Consider the following 21,365-nt stretch of genomic DNA (forward strand, 5'->3'; position numbering starts at 1 on the left):
TGCCCAGTTGCGCCCTTGAAAGATGTGCAGCAGCTGAGACTTTGTTACCTCTAATTGATAACGGTTTTCAATTGAGTTACTATGGGGGTATGAAAAAAATGAAACAGTTATTTGTGCTTGGCGCATCGGCTTCGCTATTGCTTGCTGGTTGCACCGCAGAAACCGCACATGAAGAGCACGTAGATCATGGTCACGGGGTTGTTACTCCAGAAAACTTTACTGAGGTGGCAAGCCTTGAGCGTCGCGCTGTGTTGGCTGTTGACGGGGGTCTGATGACGGTTAATCTAGCCACCGGTGAAATTGTTAACGAGGTGGCGCACGAGGGCTTCCTGCGCCTTGATCAAGCGGGCGACAACCGGCACCTGCTAGTCACCGCGGGAGATGAGTTTAAACTGTTTGATGCGGGTCTTGTCGCAGAAAAGCACGACGATCACTACCACTACTTCCAGGGTGATCCACAGCTCACAAATATTAGCTTCAAAGCGCCTAAAGCCGGGCACGTGGTGGTGCATGACGGCTACACCACGCTGTTCGCTGACGGTGATGGCAGCTACCAGGTGGTAGAGACCGAGCACATCGCGCACGCTGGCGAGGAGACGCAAAAAGCGAGCACCGGCGCCGCGCACCACGGGGTTGCATTGCGCCTCAGCGATGGAAGCCTGTTCCACACCGAGGGAACAACCGAGTCGCGCTCCGTGCTGAAAGTTACTAAAGACGGTAAGACCGTTGCTGAAACTGCTGACTGCCCGGGCAGTCACGGGGAAGCAACAGCGCAGCCCAACGCGGGCGGCGATGTAGTGGTGATGGGCTGCACCAACGGGCCGTTTGTGTATAAAGACGGCGCTTTCCATAAGGTGCCTGTTAACGACGCTTACGCACGCTCTGGGAACCTGGCAGGTAGCGAGCAGTCACCTATCGTGTTGGGTGACTATAAGGTGGACAAAGACGCGGAGCCGGTGGAGCGCCCAACCCGTGTCGCCCTGATTAACACCGAAAATGTATCACTGCAGCTGGTAGAACTCGGCTCTGCTTACTGGTTCCGCTCTCTGGGTCGGGGCCCTGCCGGCGAAGGCCTGGTGCTCACCTATGATGGCAACCTCAACGTCATCGACCAGAACAGCGGCGAGGTGACTAAGCGCGTGCCTGTAATTTCAGAGTGGCAAGAAAAAGATGACTGGCAGGAGCCGGGGCCGATTCTGAAAGTATCAGGCAGTTGGGGTTACGTCACAGACGCGGTCAAAAATGAGCTGGTGGTGGTTGACCTGACCTCCTTTGAGGTTACGAAACGAATCCCACTGTCTAAGCCTGTTGTGGAAATGGAAATCGTGTCGGGTAAATAATCCTTGAATATAAGCTACGTCGCGAGTCTGGTTGTGGTGTTACCAGGCTCGCGACGTGCTGTTTTGTAAAGTTCCGGAGCGGATCCGGGAAGGTTTTGCCCATTGTGCTAGTGCGAGTTTAATGTTTAAGGTGCGTTTTGTGCACCGAACCGAAACGCCCAGGAAGCGGAATAATGATTGATACCGGCTGCTCTATCTGCGCTCTCAGCTGTCGGGTAAACCGCAGTTAAAACATTCATGCCCTGCGATAAGAGGCTACTGTCAATGGTGATGTGGGTTGCCTCAGCAGACAGCTGATAGTGACATTTGGAATGTGGATCCGCCACACACTGCGTGCTGCTGTCAGGCGCATTGCTGGTTGGAATGCCGCTTTCGGACAGTGTGCTGAAGGTCGCAAAGTATAAATCCATAGGATTGCGGGCGGTGGTTAAAGTTATGTGCAGCGCGCCATCGGGCTGTGGCAGGAAAGTGATCGGCAGCGTGCTTTCGTCAACGTTTTCATTGGTGCGCAGCTGACCATCGATGCGCCAGATACTGCTCGTCAGGAGTAGTGTCTCATCGCCGACACTAGCTGTGGGCGGTGTTTTCTCAGGCGGGAAATAATCTTGAAACTGTGTTGTGTCAGTTGTCTGCATTGCGGTTAAATCTTCCTGTTGTGCGCAGCCGGCCACAAGCAGCGTGGCAGCAGCGGTTAATGACATGATTAGCGCCGGTCTGGTTCTTATTGAGCAGCTGTATGACATGGGTCAAATTATAGTAGTCCGGAAACTGTGAGATAGGCTAGCTAAGGTGTTAAAATTTGAGAGTTGCCCCAGTAGCTCAGTGGATAGAGCACTTCTCTCCTAAAGAAGGTGTCGTAGGTTCGATTCCTATCTGGGGCGCAACACAAAACCCCAGGTCAGAGTGGGAAAACACAAACCGCCACGCACGGGCGAACGGCCATAACATGGGGCTTGTGTCTTATATGTGTCTTAAACGAAACGAAAACCCGGGGGCAAACCACCCTCCCCGCGCCCATTTCCTGACCTCGGTCGTCCCGGTCAGCATTTCGCGGTGTGCGTGACTCTGAGGGGTATTTTTTAGCGCCTAGCCGCCGTCTACACGCCTAAAGGGTATCCACCCGTTAGACTCCCTTTCAGCGCCTGTTTGGTGTGCTGTGTTTCTGGTCTGCGAGCGCCGCGCCCGTTTAGTGTTTTGCTCTTTTTTGAGCTAAAGTCTTCGGGGTTTCTTCCATTTGTGGAATAAAGTCCAGGGGCAACGTTTCGTTACACCCCTTTAATGGGGGGTGGTGTTTTGCCGCCCCCTTTAGGTGGGTGGGGTGTCAATAATGTTTACGCCCTGCCGCGGGGTCGTGAAACGCTACCCCGTATGTGTTGCCCTAAGTTCGGCTTAGCCCGCCCGAGTATATGGACAAAAACGTCCCTATACCCTCACTACTAATGAGGGCACGGCACTATGCGCTCGCAATTGAGCCGGTACATGAGAAAACCCGCCAGAAAACCATTAAGCTCTCTGGCGGGCTGTTAGATGTTTAAAGCCTGCTCCTGGGCGCCCGATATTTTTCCCGATATTCGACAGTCTCAGCTAATGACATCAACTCCCGAGCATGAGCCCAGTCACTCGCCACAACCTGCCGCCGTAAACGCCCCGCATGGTCGTAAAACTTCATCAAAGGCTGTCTAGAACCAGTGATGATACACACTCGCCAAAACATTAACCACCTCCAAAACCGCTACGAGTGAGATTTTGTCCGCGGACGTTAATTAAGGCTTGCCAACTGCCGCCGCCCGGGTAGTGGTCTGCATCAAGCACTCCCAGCTCGTGCAGCTCGCCCTCTAAGTCATGCAGAGTGTTCAAATCTGACGTTGAGGTTATCGCTTGTCGATAATGCTCCGCTTGCTCATTCGTTAGCTGATTGTTTGTTTTAATTTTTTCATCGTCCCCTCTTTGTATTTGATTTAGATTTGATTTAATTTGATTTGATTTAATTTGACTCACGCGTGAGTCACGCGTGACACCCCCTGTGACACTCTGCTGATGTTCCGCACGCACCAATTGCCCGTTATCCACCGCTGCCTGTAACTGACGCCCTTTTTCAAGCTCCTGCTTTTCCCTAGCTCTTTTATTGCGTTGGCGGTTGGTTGCGTTTTTACGGTTAACCCGTATCTTTTCCATTGCTGTCTGTCCTAGCCCGCCCTCGGTAAGAGGGTCAAGCCAGCGCGGGAATGTCACCGTGTCGCCGTCCAAGCGCACATATCCGACTTGCTCAAGCTCAGCGAGCCCTTGTCTAATATCTGCCGCTGTTTGCTCGTCAAGCGGCATTGTGCGCCTTATCTGTGTCACGTTAGTTGTCCCGTCTGTTTCTGCACGCATTGTGACTAACATGGCTTGCATTAGCGCTGCCCGGGCTGCTGTCGATAGTCCGCAGAACGTTTCGGAGTTCAATAAAGCTATGGGTAAATTAACTACAATTCCAGCCATTATTCACCTCCATTGCTGCTGTTTCCTAGCTTTAGGTCACTGGCTCTCATGAGCTGCCCGCCGCTATCTTTAATCAGCTGGTCAATGGTTGTGTGGCGCTCGCAATTACCCAATGGGTGCGATTCGCCATATGGACGCGATATAATGGAGGTGGTCTTTGCCTCGCTGGTGTTTCCCTGGCGGGGTTTATTTTTTACGTTCATTAGCAGCCCGCCCCCTCATTCGCCAGGCGTTCAATCTCGCTGGCTTTAATCACATAACGTGACCCAATTTTTACCGCGTGGAGTTTCCCCGCGTAAATGAGTTTCCGCAGCGTTTTAGGGGATACGCTCAACATTTCCGCTGCTTGCATAATCCCGTACGCTAAAGGCTTCACGGTGTTTGTTTTCATTTCATGCCCTTACAACATCAGGGGCGTGTGTTGCGGGTATGAAAAAAGCGAACCACGAAACACACACCCAAAACTTGAATGTGTTTCATGGCTCGCTTTATCGGGCGAGCTAAACCTGAAAACTATTTTTCAGGCAACCAAAAAAACAATAGCATACTATCACCTGCTATGCCCTGTCCTAGCCTGTTAGCTCCTAACGTGCGGGTCTTGTAATTCGTCGTAGCGTGCTCGTATTTCTTCCCACTCTTTCCCCTGTAATGGTGGAACTTCACGTGAATATCCTCCGGCATCAAAATTGATTAAGTCCCCTGGCTCAAGTGTGAAGATTTCACCGCCCGCAAACCTCAACTCAGAGAGATAATGGAAAGCAATAAAATCGGGTATTCCATGGCTACGCGATACCTCTAAACCTGCCCGTGCTCTCTTTGTAAAATCTTTCAACATAGATACCCATTCAGGGTCATAAGCTGATGACTTGCCAGAAAACCCAAACGCTAATACCGTGCTGCTGCATGCCTTGGGGTCTAAAAGACCCGACACCTTACAGCCCGGCGCGCCGCAAGTAATCACATAGCGGTTAAAAGAAACGCCCGCCGGAGTGGTAATCCGGTGTAATTTCATGCTCATACTTTTTGCCGCCGGGTTTCTAGAATTTTTCACCTGTCCAGGAATTAAAAACGCTTTCGCACCTTTATTAAGCTGCCCAAGTATGCACGCTGTTTCAATAGTTATTATCAATAATTCTGCGCTAGTTTTCCGATGTCCTTTGCTGCCACCTACGCAATGCAAACTAATTTTCAACGCTGGGACTCTCTCCCGAAAATCTTCCATCGGTACAGCCAGCAAACCTTCTAACTGCTGCTCTGACTGTATTACGCAATCAGAGAGAATAACATCACTGCTAGACATATTCACGCCACCCCCACAGCCATGACCCGCTACACGTTGCCCAAAAAATCCAACACCTAAAAACCCGCCCCACCAACCACGGTCTGGGGTAGAGTTCCCCCTCCGTATTTGTGCTCCCTATCGCGTGCGCGCGCGTTGGCGCTCTGTCTGGTGGTGCTGTCCCCTTAAAAACACCGTCTATGTAGTATTCGCCCTTAAACATATTTAACATAATTGCAGATGTGACCGTACGATGAGGGCGCCGCCGTGACCCGTCACTCATGTCGCTATCGAACAGCGCGCTAAAACCCCATACGGGTTAATACTTTAACCGTCTCAGACACCGCCGATTGCAGCTGCCGCAACTTAGCCAAAGTCACATAATCCTGCTCGCCAGTAGACGAAAACACTAGGTCATCCTCAAAGTAAAAAAACCGCTGCCCTTTATCATCAGCTACAAACGTAGAGCCCCAATCCGTAGGCACGGTAAACAATGGCACGCCAGGTCTTACTGCTTCCTTAAAAAGCCGTTCCTGCTTCAAAACTTGATATTTCGACACCTTTGGGTGCAACTTCCCGTTTTGCTGCAGCCGCTTCAACAGCGCATAATATTCGCGGGTCATTTGCGTTATATCAGCGCATAATATTCGCGGGTCATTTGCGTTATATCAGCGCATAAACCGTTCAAGTATTCGCAGTCGTCATATTCGCCGCGCGTGGTGCGCCGCCACTCTGAAACGTGCGTTAGCCGCCCACCTGTCAGCTCAAAACGCCACACCATAATATGCCCTATGCGCCACTCATCAAGCTCAGCATTAGTCTTATTAGCTTCACTGGTAGGTAAACTGCTCATGCTACGCTCCTAGCTTTAAACTCGATAATGTTAGACCTCGCACCCGTCAAAACCTCATACGCCGCGTCTGCGAGCGCCGCCCGCGCCTGTTCAGGTACTGCCGCCAAATAATGCCGCTCCGTCACACCCTTACTAGAGTGCCCCAACAGTTGCCCAGCCATATAAGACTGGTTAGACACCTCACCTAAAGCTGTGGCGTAAATGCCCCGCAACCCGTGAAACTTAAACACATGACGCTGCACAACGTCCGGGCGTTTGTGTCCTCTACCGCCCTTAAACTCAGCCGGGTTATAGGGCACGCGCTCGCCGTCACTATCCACCATGTAGTCAATCTCAGCAGCCAGGCACGCCCTCAGCCAGAGATTACGCCACGGGCTTTTACCAACAAACTTATGCGCGTTCGGTTTACCGTCTTTGCGTGCCCGTGGAGTGAACAAAATAGCAGACTTGAGTTTATTGTCCATGCCCCGCAAATGCTGTTCCACACGCTCCTTTAACGCTGCCGGTAGTGGTATCTGTCGTACACTGTCCGCGCTCTTGGGGTCTGCTTCGTAAAACTCGCCACTCTCGTCATTCCAAGCCGCCTGTTTGTTCACTCGCACGGTGTAGCGCTCGCCGTCACTGGTTAGGTCTGCCCGTGTTAATGCTCTCACCTCGCCAATGCGTAACCCTGCAAACGCTCCCAAGCACACCGCCAAAGCGTATTGTGGTGCTTGCTCGTCATAGAACGCGATCAGGGCGTTTAACTGACCGGGTGTGAGCCGGTCTAGCTCTTTTGGTTTCGTTTTAATCCGTGTGAGGTGAGACGGTACCGGGTTTACGCGGTCGTATGCCCGCTCGCTGATTAGAGACGCGAAAATAGCGCGTAAATGCCCTGCTTCACTGCTCGCACTGCTAGGCGCTACTTGCTGCCGTTTCAAATACCAGGCACGCACAATATCCGGGGTCACCTCGTCCGGCTCCATTTCATAAAACGGTTTCAGACCGTTACGCCAAAACCTTTGCTGTGCTTTATCTGGTTGCTTTGGTTTTCAATCTTTGCGCGTTGGTGATACTGCTCTTAGCCGGATCAACCTTCGGCACCATTAGCGCGATTGCGATGCTGCTGGGGCAACTCATCACAATATTCTTTTTGAGCAGACGTTATGCAAATAGAAACGTAACCTCGGTAATTAAAACTGCGTAACCTTGAGGAGAAACACACATGAAGATTTTGCAGCTTGCGGGCGTTACTAAAAAATTTGGTAATCGCTTGATTCTCGACAGCCTGAACCTCGCTGTACCAACAGGCAGCTCACTCGCAATTACCGGAAGATCCGGGTCAGGCAAATCAACCCTCCTGAATATTATTGGGCTCTTAGAGACACATGACGCAGGGAGCATTACGCTGGACGGGAAAACACTGCCAAAACCGGGTTCTAAACAGGCGATGCTGCTGCGCCGCAACACCATTAGTTACCTGTTTCAAAGTTTCGCTTTACTGCCAGATAAAACCGTGCAGGAGAATCTACTGTTGGGTATGCAGTACAGCCCAGAGTCTAAAAAACAGAAGCTTGAAAAGATCTGCGAAATGCTAGATAAATTAGCGATTGGACACCTCAAAGAGCAGCGGGTGAAAACTTTATCGGGCGGGGAGCAACAGCGGATCGCGTTGGCGCGTTGCATTCTCAAACCCGGAAAACTCATTCTGGCTGACGAGCCCACCGGAGCGCTAGACGGCAGCACCGCACAGGCTGCGATGGCAGAGCTTTTAACGCTGCAGCAAGAACACCAGAAAACACTGATAATTGTTACTCATAGCCCGGAAGTGGCGACGATGTGCGACAGCCGGGTGCGGCTGTTTGAGGGGCGGCTAGCCGCGCAGCAGTAGCAGTTCGCAGCGTTCTGTGAGGTAGTGGATCAGCGGGGGCGCTTGATCCACCGTAGCACTAGCGTGCCACAGCACCTTCACTTCGCCAGCGGCATAGACCAGCGCTGGAGTGGGCGAGGGTTGCGTCTCGGGAGTGCTGAGGAAATTCTGCAGCGGCACCGCATGGTAGTTCACCTGGGTGCGCTCCGCAATGCCTGATTTGAAGGCCCAGCCCGCTACGTCACGGCGCGCCTCCTGCGCGTCAGAAACCACCCCGAGGCGTTCCCGACGGGCGGCACGTACACTGTTTTCGCTCCACCACAGTTCGCCCGCGGGCGTCAGTAAAAACGACCCTAGGCGCCAACACTCAGCTAACACCCGGAAATGCGGGACGCGCCGCCAGGGTAGAACCGGGTGGCGGCGTGATCCATATTCCGCAATAATCTCAGGGGTAATGCCGGCATGCCGCAGCTGGGCGGCAAGCGAGAGAAGTTGAGCGCCGAAATCCACGTCACTATTCTAAAATGAAAACAGCAGAAATGGTATCCGGGTAAACGATGGCAGCTACAGCGGGGCAATGCGCCTCGGCCACCTAAGTATTAGGAGCCCAAGGAACCCAGCAAAATTGTCGGAGCGAGTGCGCAGAGCGAGGCGAAATACTATGGCACAGACTCATCTTGAGGTTGAAATCAAGTTGGAGGTAGCGGCTGCGGCAGAGCTGCCCGCAACCTGGCCGGCAGGTCTCGCGGTGCTGCAGCGCGAAACACATGAGCTGCGCGCCCAATATTTTGACACGCCGCAGCGGATTTTAGCGCGGCACGGGGTAGCGTTGCGGATGCGGCGCGGCGGGCACGACGCGGGATGGCATCTGAAACGGCGCGTCTCAGATACCGCACAACAAGAAACCACCTGGGAGCTCAGCGACACTCTGCCGCAGCCGGTGGCGGCACTGTTGCAAACCGAATTTGCGGTTGCGCCGCAGCAGCTGGAGGTGGTAGCAGAAATAAACTCTGCGCGCACCACCGTGGTGCTGGGCCGCGGCGACAAGGCGCTGTACGAAATCGCAGACGACACGGTGCAAACATTTTGTGAGGTGGATCCGCTCACCGCGCTGTCCGCCCGCCGCAGTTGGCGTGAATGGGAAATTGAAGCGCTAAACGAAAACGATCGCTCCGAGCTCTCGCAGCTGACTTACGCGCTGGAGCAAGCGGGAGCCTATCCGAGCCTGAGCGGCTCAAAAATTGCACGGGCGGCAGGGGCGTTGGTGCCGGGGGCGCTGGCCGCCGCAAAACCGGCCCGCATTATCGCCGCTTTAACCGCACAGGACAGTGCCGATCAGCTCGAAGCTCGGGCATTACAGCTGCGGCACACGGGTGACAGCGCGGCGGCGGCCGTGGCGCTGGAACAGGCGGCGCAGCTGCGGCACAGTGCGCGGCAGCTCGTGGCGGGCGCCTAAAATCGCTGCGGGGAGCGCGAGGCGGGGTGATCCCCCCTCCCAACATAGTTGTAATGTCGCGCTGTGAATCGTGCGCACAGTGTTACCGCGAGCCAAAACTTGTCGTAGTATTGGGGAGGAATAACCTCAACAAGGAGACAAATTTGGCTATTTGGAAACTGCACGGCAACGGCAAAACCGTTGTGCCGGAAGCGATTGTGCTGCCGGAAGAGCGGCTGAGCTGGATCCGCACCATCGGATTCGGGGCGCAGCACGTGGTTGCGATGTTTGGCGCTACCTTCCTGGTGCCGCTGCTGACTGGATTTTCACCAACCGCAACCCTGTTTTTCTCGGGGCTTGGAACACTGCTATTTTTGCTGATTACCGGTAATCGTTTGCCGAGCTATCTCGGATCTTCATTCGCGTTTATTGCGCCTATCGGAGTCGCTACTGCGGCACACGGTGATATCGCTAGCGCGAGTTTCGGAATTTTAGTGACCGGTTTGCTGATGTTCTTAATCGGCGTGCTAGTGCATTTTGTCGGCTCAGGTTGGATCAACGCACTGATGCCGCCGGTTGTGATGGGTAGCATTGTGGCTCTCATCGGTTTTAACCTGGCGCCTGCGGTGAAGAATAATTTTGGGCAGTCTCCGATTGTGGCGCTGATCACAATCACCGCTATTTTGCTGATTACGGTGCTGTTCAGAGGGCTGCTGGGGCGACTGTCGATTGTGCTCGGTGTGATTATTGGCTATGTTGCGGCGCTTCTGCTGGGTGAGGTAGACACCGCGGCGATTGCTGCGGCTGACTGGTTTGGTTTGCCGGAGTTCCACGCGCCAGCGAACCCTTTTGAGAATCCAGCGTTGTGGGGCATCCTGCCAGCCTTCTTGCCGGTTGTGCTGGTTCTGGTGGCGGAAAACGTTGGCCACGTCAAGAGCGTTGGTTTGATGATGCAGCGCGATCTTGATGGGGTTACCGGCCGGGCGCTGTTTGCTGACGGTTTTGCGACTATGCTGGCTGGTTTTGGTGGTGGCTCTGGCACTACCACCTACGGTGAGAACATCGGCGTGATGGCTGCAACGCGGGTGTTTTCGACCGCAGCTTACTGGGTTGCTGGAGTTTTTGCGATTTTGCTGAGTTTCTCTCCGAAGGTTGGCGCCGTAATCAACTCGATTCCTGCGGGAGTGCTCGGCGGTGTGACTGTGGCGCTGTACGGTCTGATTGGCTTGATCGGCGTAAAAATTTGGATCGATAATAAGGTTGATTTTAATAAGCCGATTAACCAGTTTACGGCTGCGGTCGCGCTGATTGTGGGCATTGCTGATTTCTTGCTGCAAAGCGGCGATATTCTGTTTAATGGCATCGCGTTGGGCACGGTAGCGGCCATCGCGGTTTACCACCTCATGAATTTTGCTGCAAAACTACGCGGCGAGTAGTTTATAGGCTGTAATTAAGGGTGTGACAGTGGTGTGGGCCGCTGTCACACCCTTAATTGTTGCGAGCGGGGTTGAATATGCTGGGCAGCTGGGAATGAGCTAGTAAAGCTAGGAATCTCCGCGCGCTAACAGGCATCGCTTAAAAAATCGGCGTAAGCTGGCGGTGTGTGGAGTCTATTTGGGCGCGGAAAGAACGATGCTGACAAGCATCAAGCCGCAGAAGCAGCAAGTGAAAACGAGCGTGAGCTAGCAGCGGAGACCCCTGCGGAGCAGGTGACCGCTGGCTATCCGCGCGCCGACGTTGCAAAGCAGTATGATGCTGCCCCCGCGCAGTCGGAGGCTGAGACTATTGCGGTGCCGGAAGAGGCCCTCGCGGCAGCGCAAGACGAGCGGCGCCGTACCGCGGCACCGTATTCGACAGAGGGTTCTGCGGCGGCAATGGCGGGTCACGGTGCGGGTGCATCTCATCCCGAAGCTGCACGGGAAGCGGCACCGGGAACCGGGCGGGAAGCGGCACAGGAGCCGCAGAAAATCGCCCCTGATTTCAGCGAGATTCACGCTAAATGGCGGGAAGCAACCAAAAAGCTTGGCGGCTACAACCCGCTGCTACACTTTGACGACGAGGCGCAGAACCGCATTGACTTTGCTGCCACCAACCCTGGCGGGCTCGCGCAGTTCATCACCGGGCAGAAAATCTTGCTGTCAGCGCTGGTGCGAGATGAGGTGGCGCTGCGCAAAGCTAAGTTTGCGGCGGGGCGGATCACCGACAAAGCAACAGAAATGCGCAACATGCGCGGGCTGGAAACCGTGCATCTAGGTATCGGGCTGGCTAAATGGCGCTTCGAGGGTGACGATTTTTGCGCCCCCGTGTTGCTGCGCCCGCTCGCGATTCGCCGTTATGGTCGCGATTTCGAAATTAAACTTAAGGGCGGGGTTAGTGTCAACCCTGAGCTGGTGCGGGTGCTGCGGCTCCAGTACGGCATCGCTGTTGACGCGCGCAGCCTGGTTGAACTGTCGCAGGTTGAAGGCGTGTTTAAACCGCAGCCGGTGATTGAGCGACTGCGTCAAATGGCAGCTGGTATTCCAGAATTTTCGGTGGAGCCGCGCCTAGTTGCTTCCTCTTTCAACAGCATTGCTGCACGGATGCTGAGCGATTTGGTAGACTTAGACACTCCGCTGCTGCGGGCAATCTGCGGCGACAGTGACGACCGTGCCGCGATCCGCACCGCATATCATCCGACTACCCCGACACCGCTTGATCAGCGCTCGCCGGAAACCGACACCTACCTCTACGACGCTGACGTGGAGCAGGATGATGTCATTACCCAGATTCGTAACGGGTACTCGCTGGCCGTGCACACTCTGCCCGGAACCGGCGGCACACAAACCGTGGTTAACGCCATCGGGGAGCTGGTGCGGGACGGCAAAAAAGTGCTGGTGGTGTCACCGCGCACCGCAACTCTCGACGGGATTTCACACCGCTTAAACCGTGCCGGGCTGACCGGGCTCGTGACTACGCCGCGCAAGTTGCGCCGTAACCTGGTTGACGCGATCAGCCGCAACGAGCAGGCGCAGCCGGTTAATAACAGGGAGATTGATCAGGCGCTGACGCGGTTGCGCAGCGTGCTGGTTGATTACCGCGAAGCGCTAGACGCGAAAGACGCGAAGCTTGGTATTTCACCGCTTGAGGCGCTGCGGGAGCTGGCTAAACTGTCACTGCTGCCAGAACCGCCAGGCACCACCGTGCGGCTGAGCGAAACCGCGCTGCACACCCTGGCGATGGATCGCAGCAGTGTCACCGAGCTGCTCACAGAGGTAGCGCGCCTCGGGCAGTTCCAGTACGGGCCAGAGGATTCACCGTGGTACGGGGTTACCTTCGGCACCACCGAGGAAGCGCGCGGGGCATACACGAGCGCAGTGGAAATCTCGGAGACACGCTTGCCGCGGCTGACCGCGCTGGCGCACGAACTGCTGCAGCAAACCGCACTGAAGCCATACGAAAACCTGTACGAGCTCGGCATTTACTTGCGGCTGCTCACCGGCATCGGCGAAACCCTCGACCGTTTCACTCCGGAAGTGTACGACCGCTCCTTGACCGAGGTCATTGCGGCGCACGCTCCGCGTTCCACCGGCGACACGATGACTAACGCCAACCGGCGCCGCCTGAAGAAGCTTGCGCGCGAGTATGTGCGCCCGGGCGTCACGATCACCGATATGTATCCGCGCTTGGTTGAGATTCAGCAGCAGCGAGTGTTGTGGCAGCGCTACTGCACCGTGCCTGGCACGCGGCCTGAGCTGCCGTTGGGTCTTGCAGAGGTGGTTACCGCATTCCAAGGTGTGTATGACGAGCTAGAGACTCTCGATCGGGTTTTGGGCACTGAGCAAGAGGCAGCCCGGATGCGCAACCTGCCTCTGGCGCAGCTTAGTAAGCGGGTTGCGGCGCTCGCCGAGGAGAGTGAAGTGCTGCAAAATATTCAGGAGCGCACCGCCATCATTGAGCGGTTGCGAGATGCTGATTTGGGGGCGCTGTTTGACGATCTCTCTAAACGGCATGTGCTCGCAGAGAATGTTGCCGCAGAGCTGGAGCAGGCGTGGTGGCAGACAGCGCTGGAGCGAATTCTTGCCGAGAATCCGGCGCTGCTTGGCGCTAACAGTGCGGTGATCGAGCGGCTGGAGTCTGATTTCCGGCTGGTTGACGACGCCCACACCAGCTCTAACGGGCAGGTGTTAGCCGCACAGCTGGCTGATCTGTGGCGGGTTGCGCTTATCGATAATCGTGCTGAGGCTACCGAGTTGCGCGGTTTGCTGCGCAGCGGGGGTGCGGATCCGGCCTCCCTGGTTGCTGCTGCACCAAATCTGACGCGCTCCCTGGCGCATGTGTGGGCGGTGAGCCCGTACGAGGTTAGTCTGTTGCCGCAGGAGCTGAAATTTGACGCGGTGATTCTGGTTGATGCCGCAGCTGTCAGCTTGGTGGAGGCGCTCGGGGCGCTGCGTCGTGGTGGGCAGGTTGTGGCGTTTGGCGATCCGGTGGTGCAAACCCCGGCAGACTTTAACATCGGGGTTAGTGACGCTGATTACATCACCCCGGATGTGCCGCTTAATGCCGCCGAAACCACTGCTCCGCTGAGCGTCTTTGCTGCGCTCACTAAGGTGCTGCCGCAGTTGACGTTGACGCGTAGCTACCGTGCCGGCGGCGCCGATCTTACCGACCTCGTGAACAGCAAGTTCTACAGCGGTGCGATTGAAACCATGCCGTGGGCGGGCACCTTCCTGGGGCGCTCCAGCCTGACGCAGGAATTTGTGCGCGCCGGGCAGGGGCTGCCTGACCAGCAAACCGGAGCGGTTGAAAGCACCGATGCTGAGGTAGAGCGGGTTGTGCAGCTGGTGCTCGAGCACGCCAGCGAACGGCCGAATGAGTCGTTGATGGTGATTACCGCGAGCAAAAAGCACGCGGTGCGAGTGTGGCAGTCGACCCTGAGTTACTTTGCGAAATTCCCGCAGTATCGTAATTTCTTGCTCGGCGATCACGCGGAGCCGTTCACCGTGGTAACCCTGGAGCAGGCGACCGCGCTCAGTCGTGACCGCGTGATTTTCTCCATCGGTTACGGGCGTACGCCGCACGGGCGAGTGCTGTCTAACTTTGGGCCGCTATCGCAGCCTGGCGGTGATCGACTGATTGCGGTCGCGATGACTAGGGCACGACGAGCGATGACCATCGTGAGCTGCTTTGAGGCGGAACATCTGGCAGAAGTTAAAGCACGCTATGGTGTGAAGCAGCTCGCTGGTGTGATTGGTGCTGAAGCGAAACCTGTGCCAGAAAGCCAGCTCCCGGCTGAGCAGGACCCGATGATTGCGGAGCTGGCGCAGCGCCTGGAAGGTCTAGGGCTGCAGGTGGCGCTGAACTATCAGGGTGTGATTCCGATTGCCGCGGCGCTCGGGGAGCGAGCCATCGCGATTGATATTGATTTCAGCGGTGGTGAAGAGTCGATGCGGCATATTTTGCGGTTGCGTCCGGCGGTGCTGCGGCGACTCGGCTGGCACTATCAACGCATCCAAAGCTTTGACCTGTTCCAGAACCCTGCCGAGGTAGCGGTGCGAGTTGCGAGCATTATCGGTTACGACCCGGCGGCTGCAGCTGTTGAAAAAACAGCGAATATCACCGAGCAAGGGTTGCAACTGTCAGACGACGAGCACAACATGACCCAGGTGATTGAACCGCTGCCGACGGCGTCCCAGCGAGCCGCAGGCGGCGGTGTCGTGCAGCCGGTGATGTTGAATCCGGGAGAGCTGGAGGTCAGCGCTACGGTGTCTGCAGATGAGCCTGCGGCTGCCGAAGCGCAGGATTTCGCTGCAGAGCCGGAGGCGGAGCCTGCCGTGCTGGAGGTCACCGATGCTCCGGAGGGCAGCAGCTTTGACAATGGCAACGTAATTTTGGTGGTGGATCCGGAAGACCCGCAAGATTCGGGCAAGGCTGTCGTGCTGGCGCGTGAAACCCAACTGGAGTTGGAACTGCCGGAAGCTGAAACCGAGGCGATTGCGGAGCCAGCAGCAGCGGATGCTGCTACCGCACCGGGTGAAGCGGAGGCTGAAACTGATACCGAGCAGAGCGCTGCCGCGTCAAAAAAAGCAGCGGGTGATGATGACGCAACCACCGCAAGATAACACCGCTGCTGCGTCAGCCCCCGGGAAGCGGCAACCACGTCGTGCGCAGCGGCTCAGCAACGCTATCCCCGAGAGCGTAGCAACCCCTCAGAGTCTGCGCCCGCAGGAGCCACGAAAGGCAACGAGAGAAGACACCGTCTACCAGCGTTATCTGCGTGACAAACCGCCGCACTGGGGATAAACGTGGTTAACTTGCGATAACCCGAATTGGGGCAGGGGTCAGGACGCTGGCAGCGACAATACAAGTAGATAAACCAAAAGGTGGGAGTGACGCTCAGCGTCGCTCCCACCTTTTGGTTAGCTTATTAGTGCTGCTTCTGTGCGAGCAGGTCGCGAATCTCGGTGAGCAGCTGCTGCTCGATTGGAGCTGGCTCTTCGGTCTCTTCAACCGCTGCCTTAGCTGCCTGGCGCTCCTTCATTTTGTTCATTGGAACTACGAAGACGAAGTAAACCACTGCTGCAACCAGCAGGAAGTTGATTACTGCGCCGATTACCGCACCAAACTGCAGGGCTGCACCGCCCGGAAGTTCCACGATGAGGGCACTGTCGAGCGCGTCAGCCTTGAAGATAGCGCTAATCAGAGGGTTGAAGATTGACTCCACAACCTTCGTCACAATCGCGTTGAACGCAGCGCCAATCACAACAGCCACTGCCAGCTCAATCACGTTGCCGCGCATGATGAAATCTTTAAAACCATTAAGCATTTTCGAAACCTTTCTTAAAAACCTGTGATGTTTGTATTTTATTTAGTGCAAATAATATGTGCACCCATTTATTGCAGAATGGGAAATTGTGCAGCACAAATGTGCCGTTTTGCCCATTTATGTGCAAATTTGTGCAAAATCCTTAATTTGTTCCTGATGTTGCAGCTGTGCTTTAAATGCTGGAAATAGGAGTGCTTCAAGTAATTATGCGCACAAATTAAGCAGAATTATGTGCCGTCGAAGAACTCTTCAATGCGACGCTGCGCGCGTTGTGAGCGTCGCCAGGGATCTCGTTCAATGCGTTCCCGTTTTTTCAATAGTTTATTTTCTGCAGTTCGCAAAGCCGCTAGAGCTGCTACGGCAGCGGCTTTTTCGGCTGTTGACAGATTACGAGTTTTGAAAGTGAAGTCAGCAGCGACAAGCGTTTCATCTCGTTGCAAAGCCGCACGCTTTGCCGCATCGCGATCAGCTGCACTTGGAAAACTGTTCATATGGTTACTCGCAGTGCTTTACAGTGGAATATTGCCGTGCTTTTTCGGTGGCAGCTCCGCGCGCTTACCACGCAAGCCACGCAGTGCCTTAATGACTGCGAGACGAGTGCCCGCCGGCTCCAGCACGTTGTCAATCTCGCCGCGCTCTGCAGCCAGGAAAGGTGAGGTCACATCGGCGGTGTATTTTGCCGTCAGCTCTGCGCGCAGTGCCTCCACATCTTCGCCTCGCTCTGCTGCAGCGGCCAGCTCCTTACGGTAAAGAATATTAACCGCGCCGGCTCCGCCCATAACCGCAATCTCTGCGGTTGGCCACGCGATATTGAAGTCTGCGCCCATCTCTTTAGAGCCCATCACAATGTAGGCACCGCCGTAAGCCTTGCGGGTAATAACGGTAACCAGCGGCACCGTTGCCTCGGCGTAAGCGTAAAGCAGCTTCGCGCCACGGCGAATCACGCCGTTATACTCCTGGTCGGTGCCCGGCAGATAGCCAGGAACATCAACCAGGGTGAGGATAGGAATCGAGAAAGAGTCGCAGAAGCGCACAAATCGCGCAGCTTTTTCTGAAGCATCAATGTTCAAAGTGCCGGCCATCTGATTTGGCTGATTCGCCACGATGCCGATGGTGCGGCCCTCCACGCGCCCAAAACCAATCAGCATATTCGGCGCAAACAGCGGCTGCACCTCCAGGAACTCACCGCCGTCAACCACCGAGGTGATAACGGTCTTCATATCGTAAGGCTGGTTTGGGCTGTCAGGAATCAGCTTGTTGAGTTTGCGGTCTGCCTCGGTAATCTCGTAGGCGGTGTCGGTGTCATAAACCGGAGCCTCCGCGAGATTGTTGTCGGGCAGGTAGCTAATCAGCGACCGCGCATAATCTAGCGCATCAAGCTCGTCGCTCGCCAGATAGTGCGAAACACCGCTGGTTTGGTTGTGGGTGCGGGCACCGCCCAGCTCCTCAAAGCCAACCTCTTCACCGGTAACCGTCTTAATAACGTCAGGGCCCGTCACAAACATGTGGCTAGACTTATCAACCATAATCACGAAGTCGGTGAGCGCCGGAGAATAAACCGCGCCGCCAGCAGAAGGGCCCATCACAATCGAAATCTGCGGAATCACGCCGCTCGCCATGGTGTTGCGCTTAAAAATCTGCGCATACTTGCTGAGCGACACCACGCCCTCTTGAATTCGTGCCCCACCAGAGTCAAGCAGGCCAATAATCGGCACTCCGCAACGCAGCGCGAACTCCATCGCCTTCACAATCTTTTCGCCGGCAACCTCGCCGAGCGAACCACCAAAAGTGGTGAAATCTTGAGAGTAAACAACCACTTGGCGACCGTGGATCTCGCCCGCGCCGGTAATCACCGAATCACCGAAGGGCCGATTCTGCTCCATCCCGAACGCGGTTGTACGGTGTTTCACATACTTGTCAAACTCCACGAAAGTGCCTGGATCAAGCAGCTCTTGAATACGCTCCCGGGCAGTCATCTTGCCGCGCGGATGCTGTTTAGCCGCAGCCGCGGCATCGCGGTCACCCACGGCCTCCTGATATTTACGGCGATGATCTGCAATGCGTCCAGCAGTGGTGGCAAGATCTGTCAGGTTCTTTGTCTCAGTCACATTTCGATATTACCCGCACAAGCTGGCAGAAGCGGTATTAAACCCGGCAGGATATTACAATGAGTTTTGTGCAATTACTACAAACCGCTGCGCTGGTTCGCGTGCAATACTTGGAGACTTGTGGATCCACCAACGCAGAAATGCAGCGCCTCGTGGCGGCAACCCCCCAGCTTGCGCCCCTGCTGTTGGTGACCGCTGCGCAAACTTCTGGCCGCGGCAGGCAGGGCAGGCAGTGGCAAGAAAGCCCCGGAAACTCGCTCGCCACCTCATATTTTTTGCCGTCGCTGCCGCCGGGAGCTGCCGCTCCGACATGGATTCCGCTGCTCGCCGGGGTCGCGCTCGTGCAAGCCCTACAAAAGTGGGTGCCGGCGCAACTGAAATGGCCTAACGACATTCTGGTGCCGCTGCACACTGCTGGAGTGCAACGCCAGCCCGATGACCTCGCAACACAGCGCGGCGGCTTCAAGCTCGCAGGAATCTTGTGTGAGCAGACCGCGAGTGGCTACATCATCGGTGCCGGCATCAACCTCTTAACCCCGGTGTCGCAGCTGCCCCCGGGCGCGATCTCACTGCGCAGCTGCGGGGCTACCGCACCAGAACAGCCGCTTGCGGCCCTAGCTGACCACCTGCTGGCGCTGTATGTGCAGCGGCTGCAAGAGTTGCTCGCGACAGCAACCCGCCAGCCCGAACGGCTCCCTGAAATTGTTGCCGCACAGCTGGCAACTCTCGGACAGCGAGTGCGTGCGATTATGCCCGACGGTGCGACAGTCACCGGTTTTGCCCAGGGGCTTGGCGCTTACGGGGAACTAATTCTGCAACAGTCCGACGGCACAACCGTCGCGATTGCGGCCGCTGACATCGAACATTTGCGAGTCGGTGCGTAACCTCGGGTCGTAAAATACGCCGTGCCCTGCGTGCGATGATACGTCATAATAGAGGTATGCAATTTAACCCCCAGGAAGCCAGCTTCGGCGGCACCAGTTACTATGCTGCGGATCAGCCGGAGCAAATTTTGGTGCGCTTCCGGCGGCACGGCAAAGCGTTGTTTTGGCCGGTTGTGGCGCTGCTGCTCACCGGGCTATTGGGGGGAATGTATCTGGGGTCTTTTGCGGCGCCGTGGCAGAATCTTTTGCTGGCTGCGGGGCTTGCGGTGCTGGTTATTGCCGGGTTCGTGATTCCGCTCGCCGGGTGGTTTGCGGCGAAATCAACAATCACCACGACGCGGGTGATTTCGCGTTCAGGCGTGGTCACCCGGGTGCGGCAAGAAGTCGCTATTAACCGGGTGCGGTCGATTAGCTCCCGCCGCTCCCTGCTGCAGCGCCTCACCGGCAGCGGCAATATTGCGCTGTATATTGTGGGAGCAGACGAGCCATTGTTGCTGGCTGATGTGCCAGACGTTAAAAACATCGCCGAGGTGTTGCAGCAGCTCGTCGCAGAAAGCTACCGCCAAGATCGCGCACAGACCGGTTACTACAGTGCCATGCCGCAGCAGCCGCTTTTGGGGTATCAGGCAGATGCTGTCACTGCGCGGCTACCGGAGCAGGCTCCCATCGCGCCGTCTGGCTTTAGCGTGCAGCGCAAGCTGTAAATAGGGTGGGTGGATCCACCAGCCAACTGCTCTAAACTCAAACACAGAGAGGAGTTGCAGCATGAGTGAGACCCAGGTCACGCCGGTGCGGGTGCTGATTGTGGAAGACGAGCCCGCAATCGCCTCCCTGCTGCAGCTGGCGCTGCGCCATGAGGGATGGCAGGCGCAGGTGGCCGCTACCGGGAGTGCAGCTTTGCAGGCGGTGCGGCAGTGGCAGCCAGATTTGATTGTGCTCGACATTATGCTGCCCGAAATCAGCGGGATGGCGGTGTTACAGCAGATACGACGCGAGGGCATGATGCAGCCGGTGCTGTTTCTGACCGCGCTGGATACCGTCGATGATAAAGTGCGCGGGCTGGTTGCCGGCGGCGATGACTATGTCACAAAGCCGTTTAGCGTTGCGGAGGTAGTGGCACGGCTGCGCAGTTTGTTGCGGCGCATTCGCCCCCAAAACGCGGCAAACGCCACGAGCGTGTTGCAGCTTGCAGATTTGGTGCTTGATGAGGATCAACTCACCGCGCGGCGCGGTGAACGGCAGTTAGAGTTAACCGTGACCGAGTTTGAGCTGCTGCGGTTTTTGCTACAGAACATGGGTCGGGTGCTGTCAAAGCAGCAAATTTTAGACCGGGTGTGGGCATATGACTACGCCGGAAAAATTACGGTTGTGGAGCTTTATATTTCGTATCTGCGTAAGAAAGTTGATGGCGCGGGGGAGCCGAAGCTGATCCACACGGTGCGGGGCGTGGGTTATGTGCTGCGAGAGCCGCAAGCTTAGGGCGTGCGGTGGTGACTGCCATGTGGCCAGAGCGGGGCTGCTGCGGCCAGGCGGCAGACTGTCGATGCTGCAAAATTGTTTGCAGAGCGGCCTGAAATGTGTTAAGTTAGAACTTGGCCAAAGACCGCCGGTAGGAGCCCAGCTCCCGTAACGTGCGAAAGCAGACCTGCGCAGGCGCGAGATTTATCCTCCTTGAGAGTGAAGCTCCGTGCGTGCGCGCCGGAGCTTTTATTGTTTTAAAGCTAAGGTGTGCGGCCCCTGATAACAACCGTTATTAGGTTCTGAAACAAGCTAGGGAGAGCCATGGCGACGAAGGAAGCTGCGGTACTTGACCTTCAGAAGAAGTTCGAAGAGTCAAACGCCGTCCTGCTGACAGAGTACCGTGGGCTCAGCGTAACCGCTATGCGCACTGTGCGTAGCGCGATTCGCGAGCACGCGACGTACGCCGTGGCGAAGAACACCCTGACCAAACTTGCTGCAAACAACGCAGGCATCACCGAGCTTGACGAGTACTTCACCGGTCCAACCGCTGTAGCATTCGTTTCAGGTGACACCGTTGCTGTAGCAAAGGGTCTACGTGACTTCGCTAAGGCAAACCCTCAACTGGTGATCAAGGGCGGCTACTTCGATGGCAAGCCACTTGACGCTGCTGAGGTAAACAAGCTTGCTGATCTGGAGAGCCGCGAGGTCCTGCTGGCGAAGGCTGCAGGTGCTATGAAGGCGAAACTGTTCAGCGCTGCTTACATGTTCAACGCACCAGCTTCGGGCCTTGCTCGTGCTGCCGGCGCGTTGCGCGACAAGCAAGAGGCTGCAAACTAATTTAGTTTGCTTCCCCAAAATCATTTAAATTGCTCG

General features: G+C 56.0%; 21 protein-coding genes and 1 tRNA gene. 11 read left to right on the forward strand and 11 right to left on the reverse strand.

Features of this window, described 5'->3' with window-relative positions; translation table 11 throughout:
- Positions 1–89 precede the first annotated feature (89 nt).
- On the forward strand, positions 90–1,340 hold the full coding sequence (locus F5897_RS05115; protein ID WP_246332250.1) for a hypothetical protein: 1,251 nt from the start codon (positions 90–92) through the stop codon (positions 1,338–1,340).
- Positions 1,341–1,465: 125 nt separating this feature from the next.
- On the opposite strand, the gene F5897_RS05120 is transcribed toward F5897_RS05115, so the two are convergent.
- Positions 1,466–2,041: a hypothetical protein gene (locus F5897_RS05120; protein ID WP_183304725.1), complete on the reverse strand. Its 576-nt coding sequence runs from the start codon at positions 2,039–2,041 to the stop codon at positions 1,466–1,468.
- 107 nt (positions 2,042–2,148) lie between these two features.
- On the opposite strand from F5897_RS05120, the gene F5897_RS05125 reads away from it, so the two are divergent.
- Positions 2,149–2,221 (forward strand) — tRNA-Arg (locus tag F5897_RS05125).
- Between the two features lie 832 nt (positions 2,222–3,053).
- On the opposite strand, the gene F5897_RS05130 is transcribed toward F5897_RS05125, so the two are convergent.
- From F5897_RS05130 to F5897_RS05155, 6 genes are all read right to left on the reverse strand, one after another.
- A complete protein-coding gene (locus F5897_RS05130) occupies positions 3,054–3,821 on the reverse strand; it encodes a hypothetical protein (protein WP_183304726.1) in 768 nt (255 codons plus the stop codon).
- A gap of 202 nt (positions 3,822–4,023) precedes the next feature.
- Positions 4,024–4,212, reverse strand: a complete 189-nt coding sequence (locus F5897_RS05135; protein ID WP_183304727.1) for a helix-turn-helix domain-containing protein — start codon at positions 4,210–4,212, stop codon at positions 4,024–4,026.
- A gap of 186 nt (positions 4,213–4,398) precedes the next feature.
- Positions 4,399–5,121, reverse strand: coding sequence for a hypothetical protein (locus tag F5897_RS05140; RefSeq protein ID WP_183304728.1), 723 nt, complete (start codon positions 5,119–5,121; stop codon positions 4,399–4,401).
- Between the two features lie 281 nt (positions 5,122–5,402).
- Complete coding sequence (locus F5897_RS05145) at positions 5,403–5,723, reverse strand: hypothetical protein (protein WP_183304729.1); 321 nt, start codon at positions 5,721–5,723, stop codon at positions 5,403–5,405.
- Positions 5,724–5,728: 5 nt separating this feature from the next.
- The gene (locus F5897_RS05150; RefSeq protein WP_183304730.1) at positions 5,729–5,953 is read right to left on the reverse strand and encodes a hypothetical protein; all 225 of its coding nucleotides are present in this window, start codon (positions 5,951–5,953) and stop codon (positions 5,729–5,731) included.
- Entirely contained in the window at positions 5,950–6,918 is a 969-nt protein-coding gene (locus F5897_RS05155) for a tyrosine-type recombinase/integrase (protein ID WP_183304731.1), read from the reverse strand. Before F5897_RS05155 ends, F5897_RS05150 begins: the two co-directional genes overlap by 4 nt.
- A gap of 239 nt (positions 6,919–7,157) precedes the next feature.
- On the opposite strand from F5897_RS05155, the gene F5897_RS05160 reads away from it, so the two are divergent.
- Complete coding sequence (locus F5897_RS05160; protein WP_183304732.1) at positions 7,158–7,823, forward strand: ATP-binding cassette domain-containing protein; 666 nt, start codon at positions 7,158–7,160, stop codon at positions 7,821–7,823.
- Here the strand turns inward: F5897_RS05160 and F5897_RS05165 are convergent.
- Positions 7,806–8,312, reverse strand: a complete 507-nt coding sequence (locus F5897_RS05165) for a hypothetical protein (RefSeq protein WP_183304733.1) — start codon at positions 8,310–8,312, stop codon at positions 7,806–7,808. The two genes, F5897_RS05160 and F5897_RS05165, sit on opposite strands and share 18 nt — an antisense overlap.
- Before the next feature lie 151 nt (positions 8,313–8,463).
- On the opposite strand from F5897_RS05165, the gene F5897_RS05170 reads away from it, so the two are divergent.
- The 4 genes from F5897_RS05170 (at position 8,464) to F5897_RS05185 (ending at position 15,516) form a co-directional block, all read left to right on the forward strand.
- Positions 8,464–9,258: a CYTH domain-containing protein gene (locus F5897_RS05170; protein ID WP_183304734.1), complete on the forward strand. Its 795-nt coding sequence runs from the start codon at positions 8,464–8,466 to the stop codon at positions 9,256–9,258.
- A gap of 143 nt (positions 9,259–9,401) precedes the next feature.
- Complete coding sequence (locus F5897_RS05175; protein WP_183304735.1) at positions 9,402–10,673, forward strand: uracil-xanthine permease family protein; 1,272 nt, start codon at positions 9,402–9,404, stop codon at positions 10,671–10,673.
- Between the two features lie 165 nt (positions 10,674–10,838).
- The gene (locus tag F5897_RS05180) at positions 10,839–15,335 is read left to right on the forward strand and encodes an AAA family ATPase (RefSeq protein ID WP_183304736.1); all 4,497 of its coding nucleotides are present in this window, start codon (positions 10,839–10,841) and stop codon (positions 15,333–15,335) included.
- Positions 15,310–15,516, forward strand: a complete 207-nt coding sequence (locus F5897_RS05185; RefSeq protein ID WP_183304737.1) for a hypothetical protein — start codon at positions 15,310–15,312, stop codon at positions 15,514–15,516. Before F5897_RS05180 ends, F5897_RS05185 begins: the two co-directional genes overlap by 26 nt.
- A gap of 124 nt (positions 15,517–15,640) precedes the next feature.
- Here the strand turns inward: F5897_RS05185 and mscL are convergent, their stop codons facing one another.
- The 3 genes from mscL to F5897_RS05200 form a co-directional block, all read right to left on the reverse strand.
- Positions 15,641–16,039, reverse strand: coding sequence for a large conductance mechanosensitive channel protein MscL (gene mscL, locus F5897_RS05190; protein ID WP_124825161.1), 399 nt, complete (start codon positions 16,037–16,039; stop codon positions 15,641–15,643).
- Between the two features lie 227 nt (positions 16,040–16,266).
- The gene (locus F5897_RS05195) at positions 16,267–16,530 is read right to left on the reverse strand and encodes a hypothetical protein (RefSeq protein ID WP_183304738.1); all 264 of its coding nucleotides are present in this window, start codon (positions 16,528–16,530) and stop codon (positions 16,267–16,269) included.
- Positions 16,531–16,548: 18 nt separating this feature from the next.
- A complete protein-coding gene (locus F5897_RS05200) occupies positions 16,549–18,147 on the reverse strand; it encodes an acyl-CoA carboxylase subunit beta (protein ID WP_124825159.1) in 1,599 nt (532 codons plus the stop codon).
- Positions 18,148–18,206: 59 nt separating this feature from the next.
- Between F5897_RS05200 and F5897_RS05205 the strand changes: the two genes are divergently transcribed.
- The 4 genes from F5897_RS05205 to rplJ all read left to right on the forward strand — a co-directional run bounded on the left by F5897_RS05205 (position 18,207) and on the right by rplJ (position 21,329).
- On the forward strand, positions 18,207–19,031 hold the full coding sequence (locus F5897_RS05205; protein ID WP_183304739.1) for a biotin--[acetyl-CoA-carboxylase] ligase: 825 nt from the start codon (positions 18,207–18,209) through the stop codon (positions 19,029–19,031).
- A 56-nt stretch (positions 19,032–19,087) separates the two neighbouring features.
- Positions 19,088–19,735, forward strand: a complete 648-nt coding sequence (locus F5897_RS05210; RefSeq protein ID WP_183304740.1) for a PH domain-containing protein — start codon at positions 19,088–19,090, stop codon at positions 19,733–19,735.
- 61 nt (positions 19,736–19,796) lie between these two features.
- Positions 19,797–20,510 (forward strand): response regulator transcription factor, encoded by a 714-nt coding sequence (locus F5897_RS05215; RefSeq protein ID WP_183304741.1) that lies wholly within the window; start codon positions 19,797–19,799, stop codon positions 20,508–20,510.
- Between the two features lie 303 nt (positions 20,511–20,813).
- On the forward strand, positions 20,814–21,329 hold the full coding sequence (rplJ, locus tag F5897_RS05220) for a 50S ribosomal protein L10 (RefSeq protein ID WP_124825155.1): 516 nt from the start codon (positions 20,814–20,816) through the stop codon (positions 21,327–21,329).
- Positions 21,330–21,365: the final 36 nt, after the last annotated feature.

The sequence above is a fragment of the Canibacter oris genome, from assembly GCF_014197205.1.
Taxonomy (GTDB): Bacteria; Actinomycetota; Actinomycetes; order Actinomycetales; family Microbacteriaceae; genus Canibacter; species Canibacter oris.

Excerpts from the sequence above, each read along its gene's own strand:
- rplJ (WP_124825155.1), top strand. The coding sequence starts at position 20,814 with ATGGCGACGAAGGAAGCTGCGGTACTTGACCTTCAGAAGAAGTTCGAA.
- F5897_RS05140 (WP_183304728.1), bottom strand. The coding sequence starts at position 5,121 with ATGTCTAGCAGTGATGTTATTCTCTCTGATTGCGTAATACAGTCAGAG.
- F5897_RS05215 (WP_183304741.1), top strand. The coding sequence starts at position 19,797 with ATGAGTGAGACCCAGGTCACGCCGGTGCGGGTGCTGATTGTGGAAGAC.
- F5897_RS05195 (WP_183304738.1), bottom strand. The coding sequence starts at position 16,530 with ATGAACAGTTTTCCAAGTGCAGCTGATCGCGATGCGGCAAAGCGTGCG.
- F5897_RS05150 (WP_183304730.1), bottom strand. The coding sequence starts at position 5,953 with ATGAGCAGTTTACCTACCAGTGAAGCTAATAAGACTAATGCTGAGCTT.
- F5897_RS05205 (WP_183304739.1), top strand. The coding sequence starts at position 18,207 with ATGAGTTTTGTGCAATTACTACAAACCGCTGCGCTGGTTCGCGTGCAA.
- F5897_RS05130 (WP_183304726.1), bottom strand. The coding sequence starts at position 3,821 with ATGGCTGGAATTGTAGTTAATTTACCCATAGCTTTATTGAACTCCGAA.
- F5897_RS05135 (WP_183304727.1), bottom strand. The coding sequence starts at position 4,212 with ATGAAAACAAACACCGTGAAGCCTTTAGCGTACGGGATTATGCAAGCA.
- F5897_RS05160 (WP_183304732.1), top strand. The coding sequence starts at position 7,158 with ATGAAGATTTTGCAGCTTGCGGGCGTTACTAAAAAATTTGGTAATCGC.
- mscL (WP_124825161.1), bottom strand. The coding sequence starts at position 16,039 with ATGCTTAATGGTTTTAAAGATTTCATCATGCGCGGCAACGTGATTGAG.
- F5897_RS05120 (WP_183304725.1), bottom strand. The coding sequence starts at position 2,041 with ATGTCATTAACCGCTGCTGCCACGCTGCTTGTGGCCGGCTGCGCACAA.
- F5897_RS05115 (WP_246332250.1), top strand. The coding sequence starts at position 90 with ATGAAAAAAATGAAACAGTTATTTGTGCTTGGCGCATCGGCTTCGCTA.
- F5897_RS05210 (WP_183304740.1), top strand. The coding sequence starts at position 19,088 with ATGCAATTTAACCCCCAGGAAGCCAGCTTCGGCGGCACCAGTTACTAT.
- F5897_RS05170 (WP_183304734.1), top strand. The coding sequence starts at position 8,464 with ATGGCACAGACTCATCTTGAGGTTGAAATCAAGTTGGAGGTAGCGGCT.
- F5897_RS05155 (WP_183304731.1), bottom strand. The coding sequence starts at position 6,918 with ATGGAGCCGGACGAGGTGACCCCGGATATTGTGCGTGCCTGGTATTTG.
- F5897_RS05185 (WP_183304737.1), top strand. The coding sequence starts at position 15,310 with ATGATGACGCAACCACCGCAAGATAACACCGCTGCTGCGTCAGCCCCC.
- F5897_RS05145 (WP_183304729.1), bottom strand. The coding sequence starts at position 5,723 with ATGACCCGCGAATATTATGCGCTGTTGAAGCGGCTGCAGCAAAACGGG.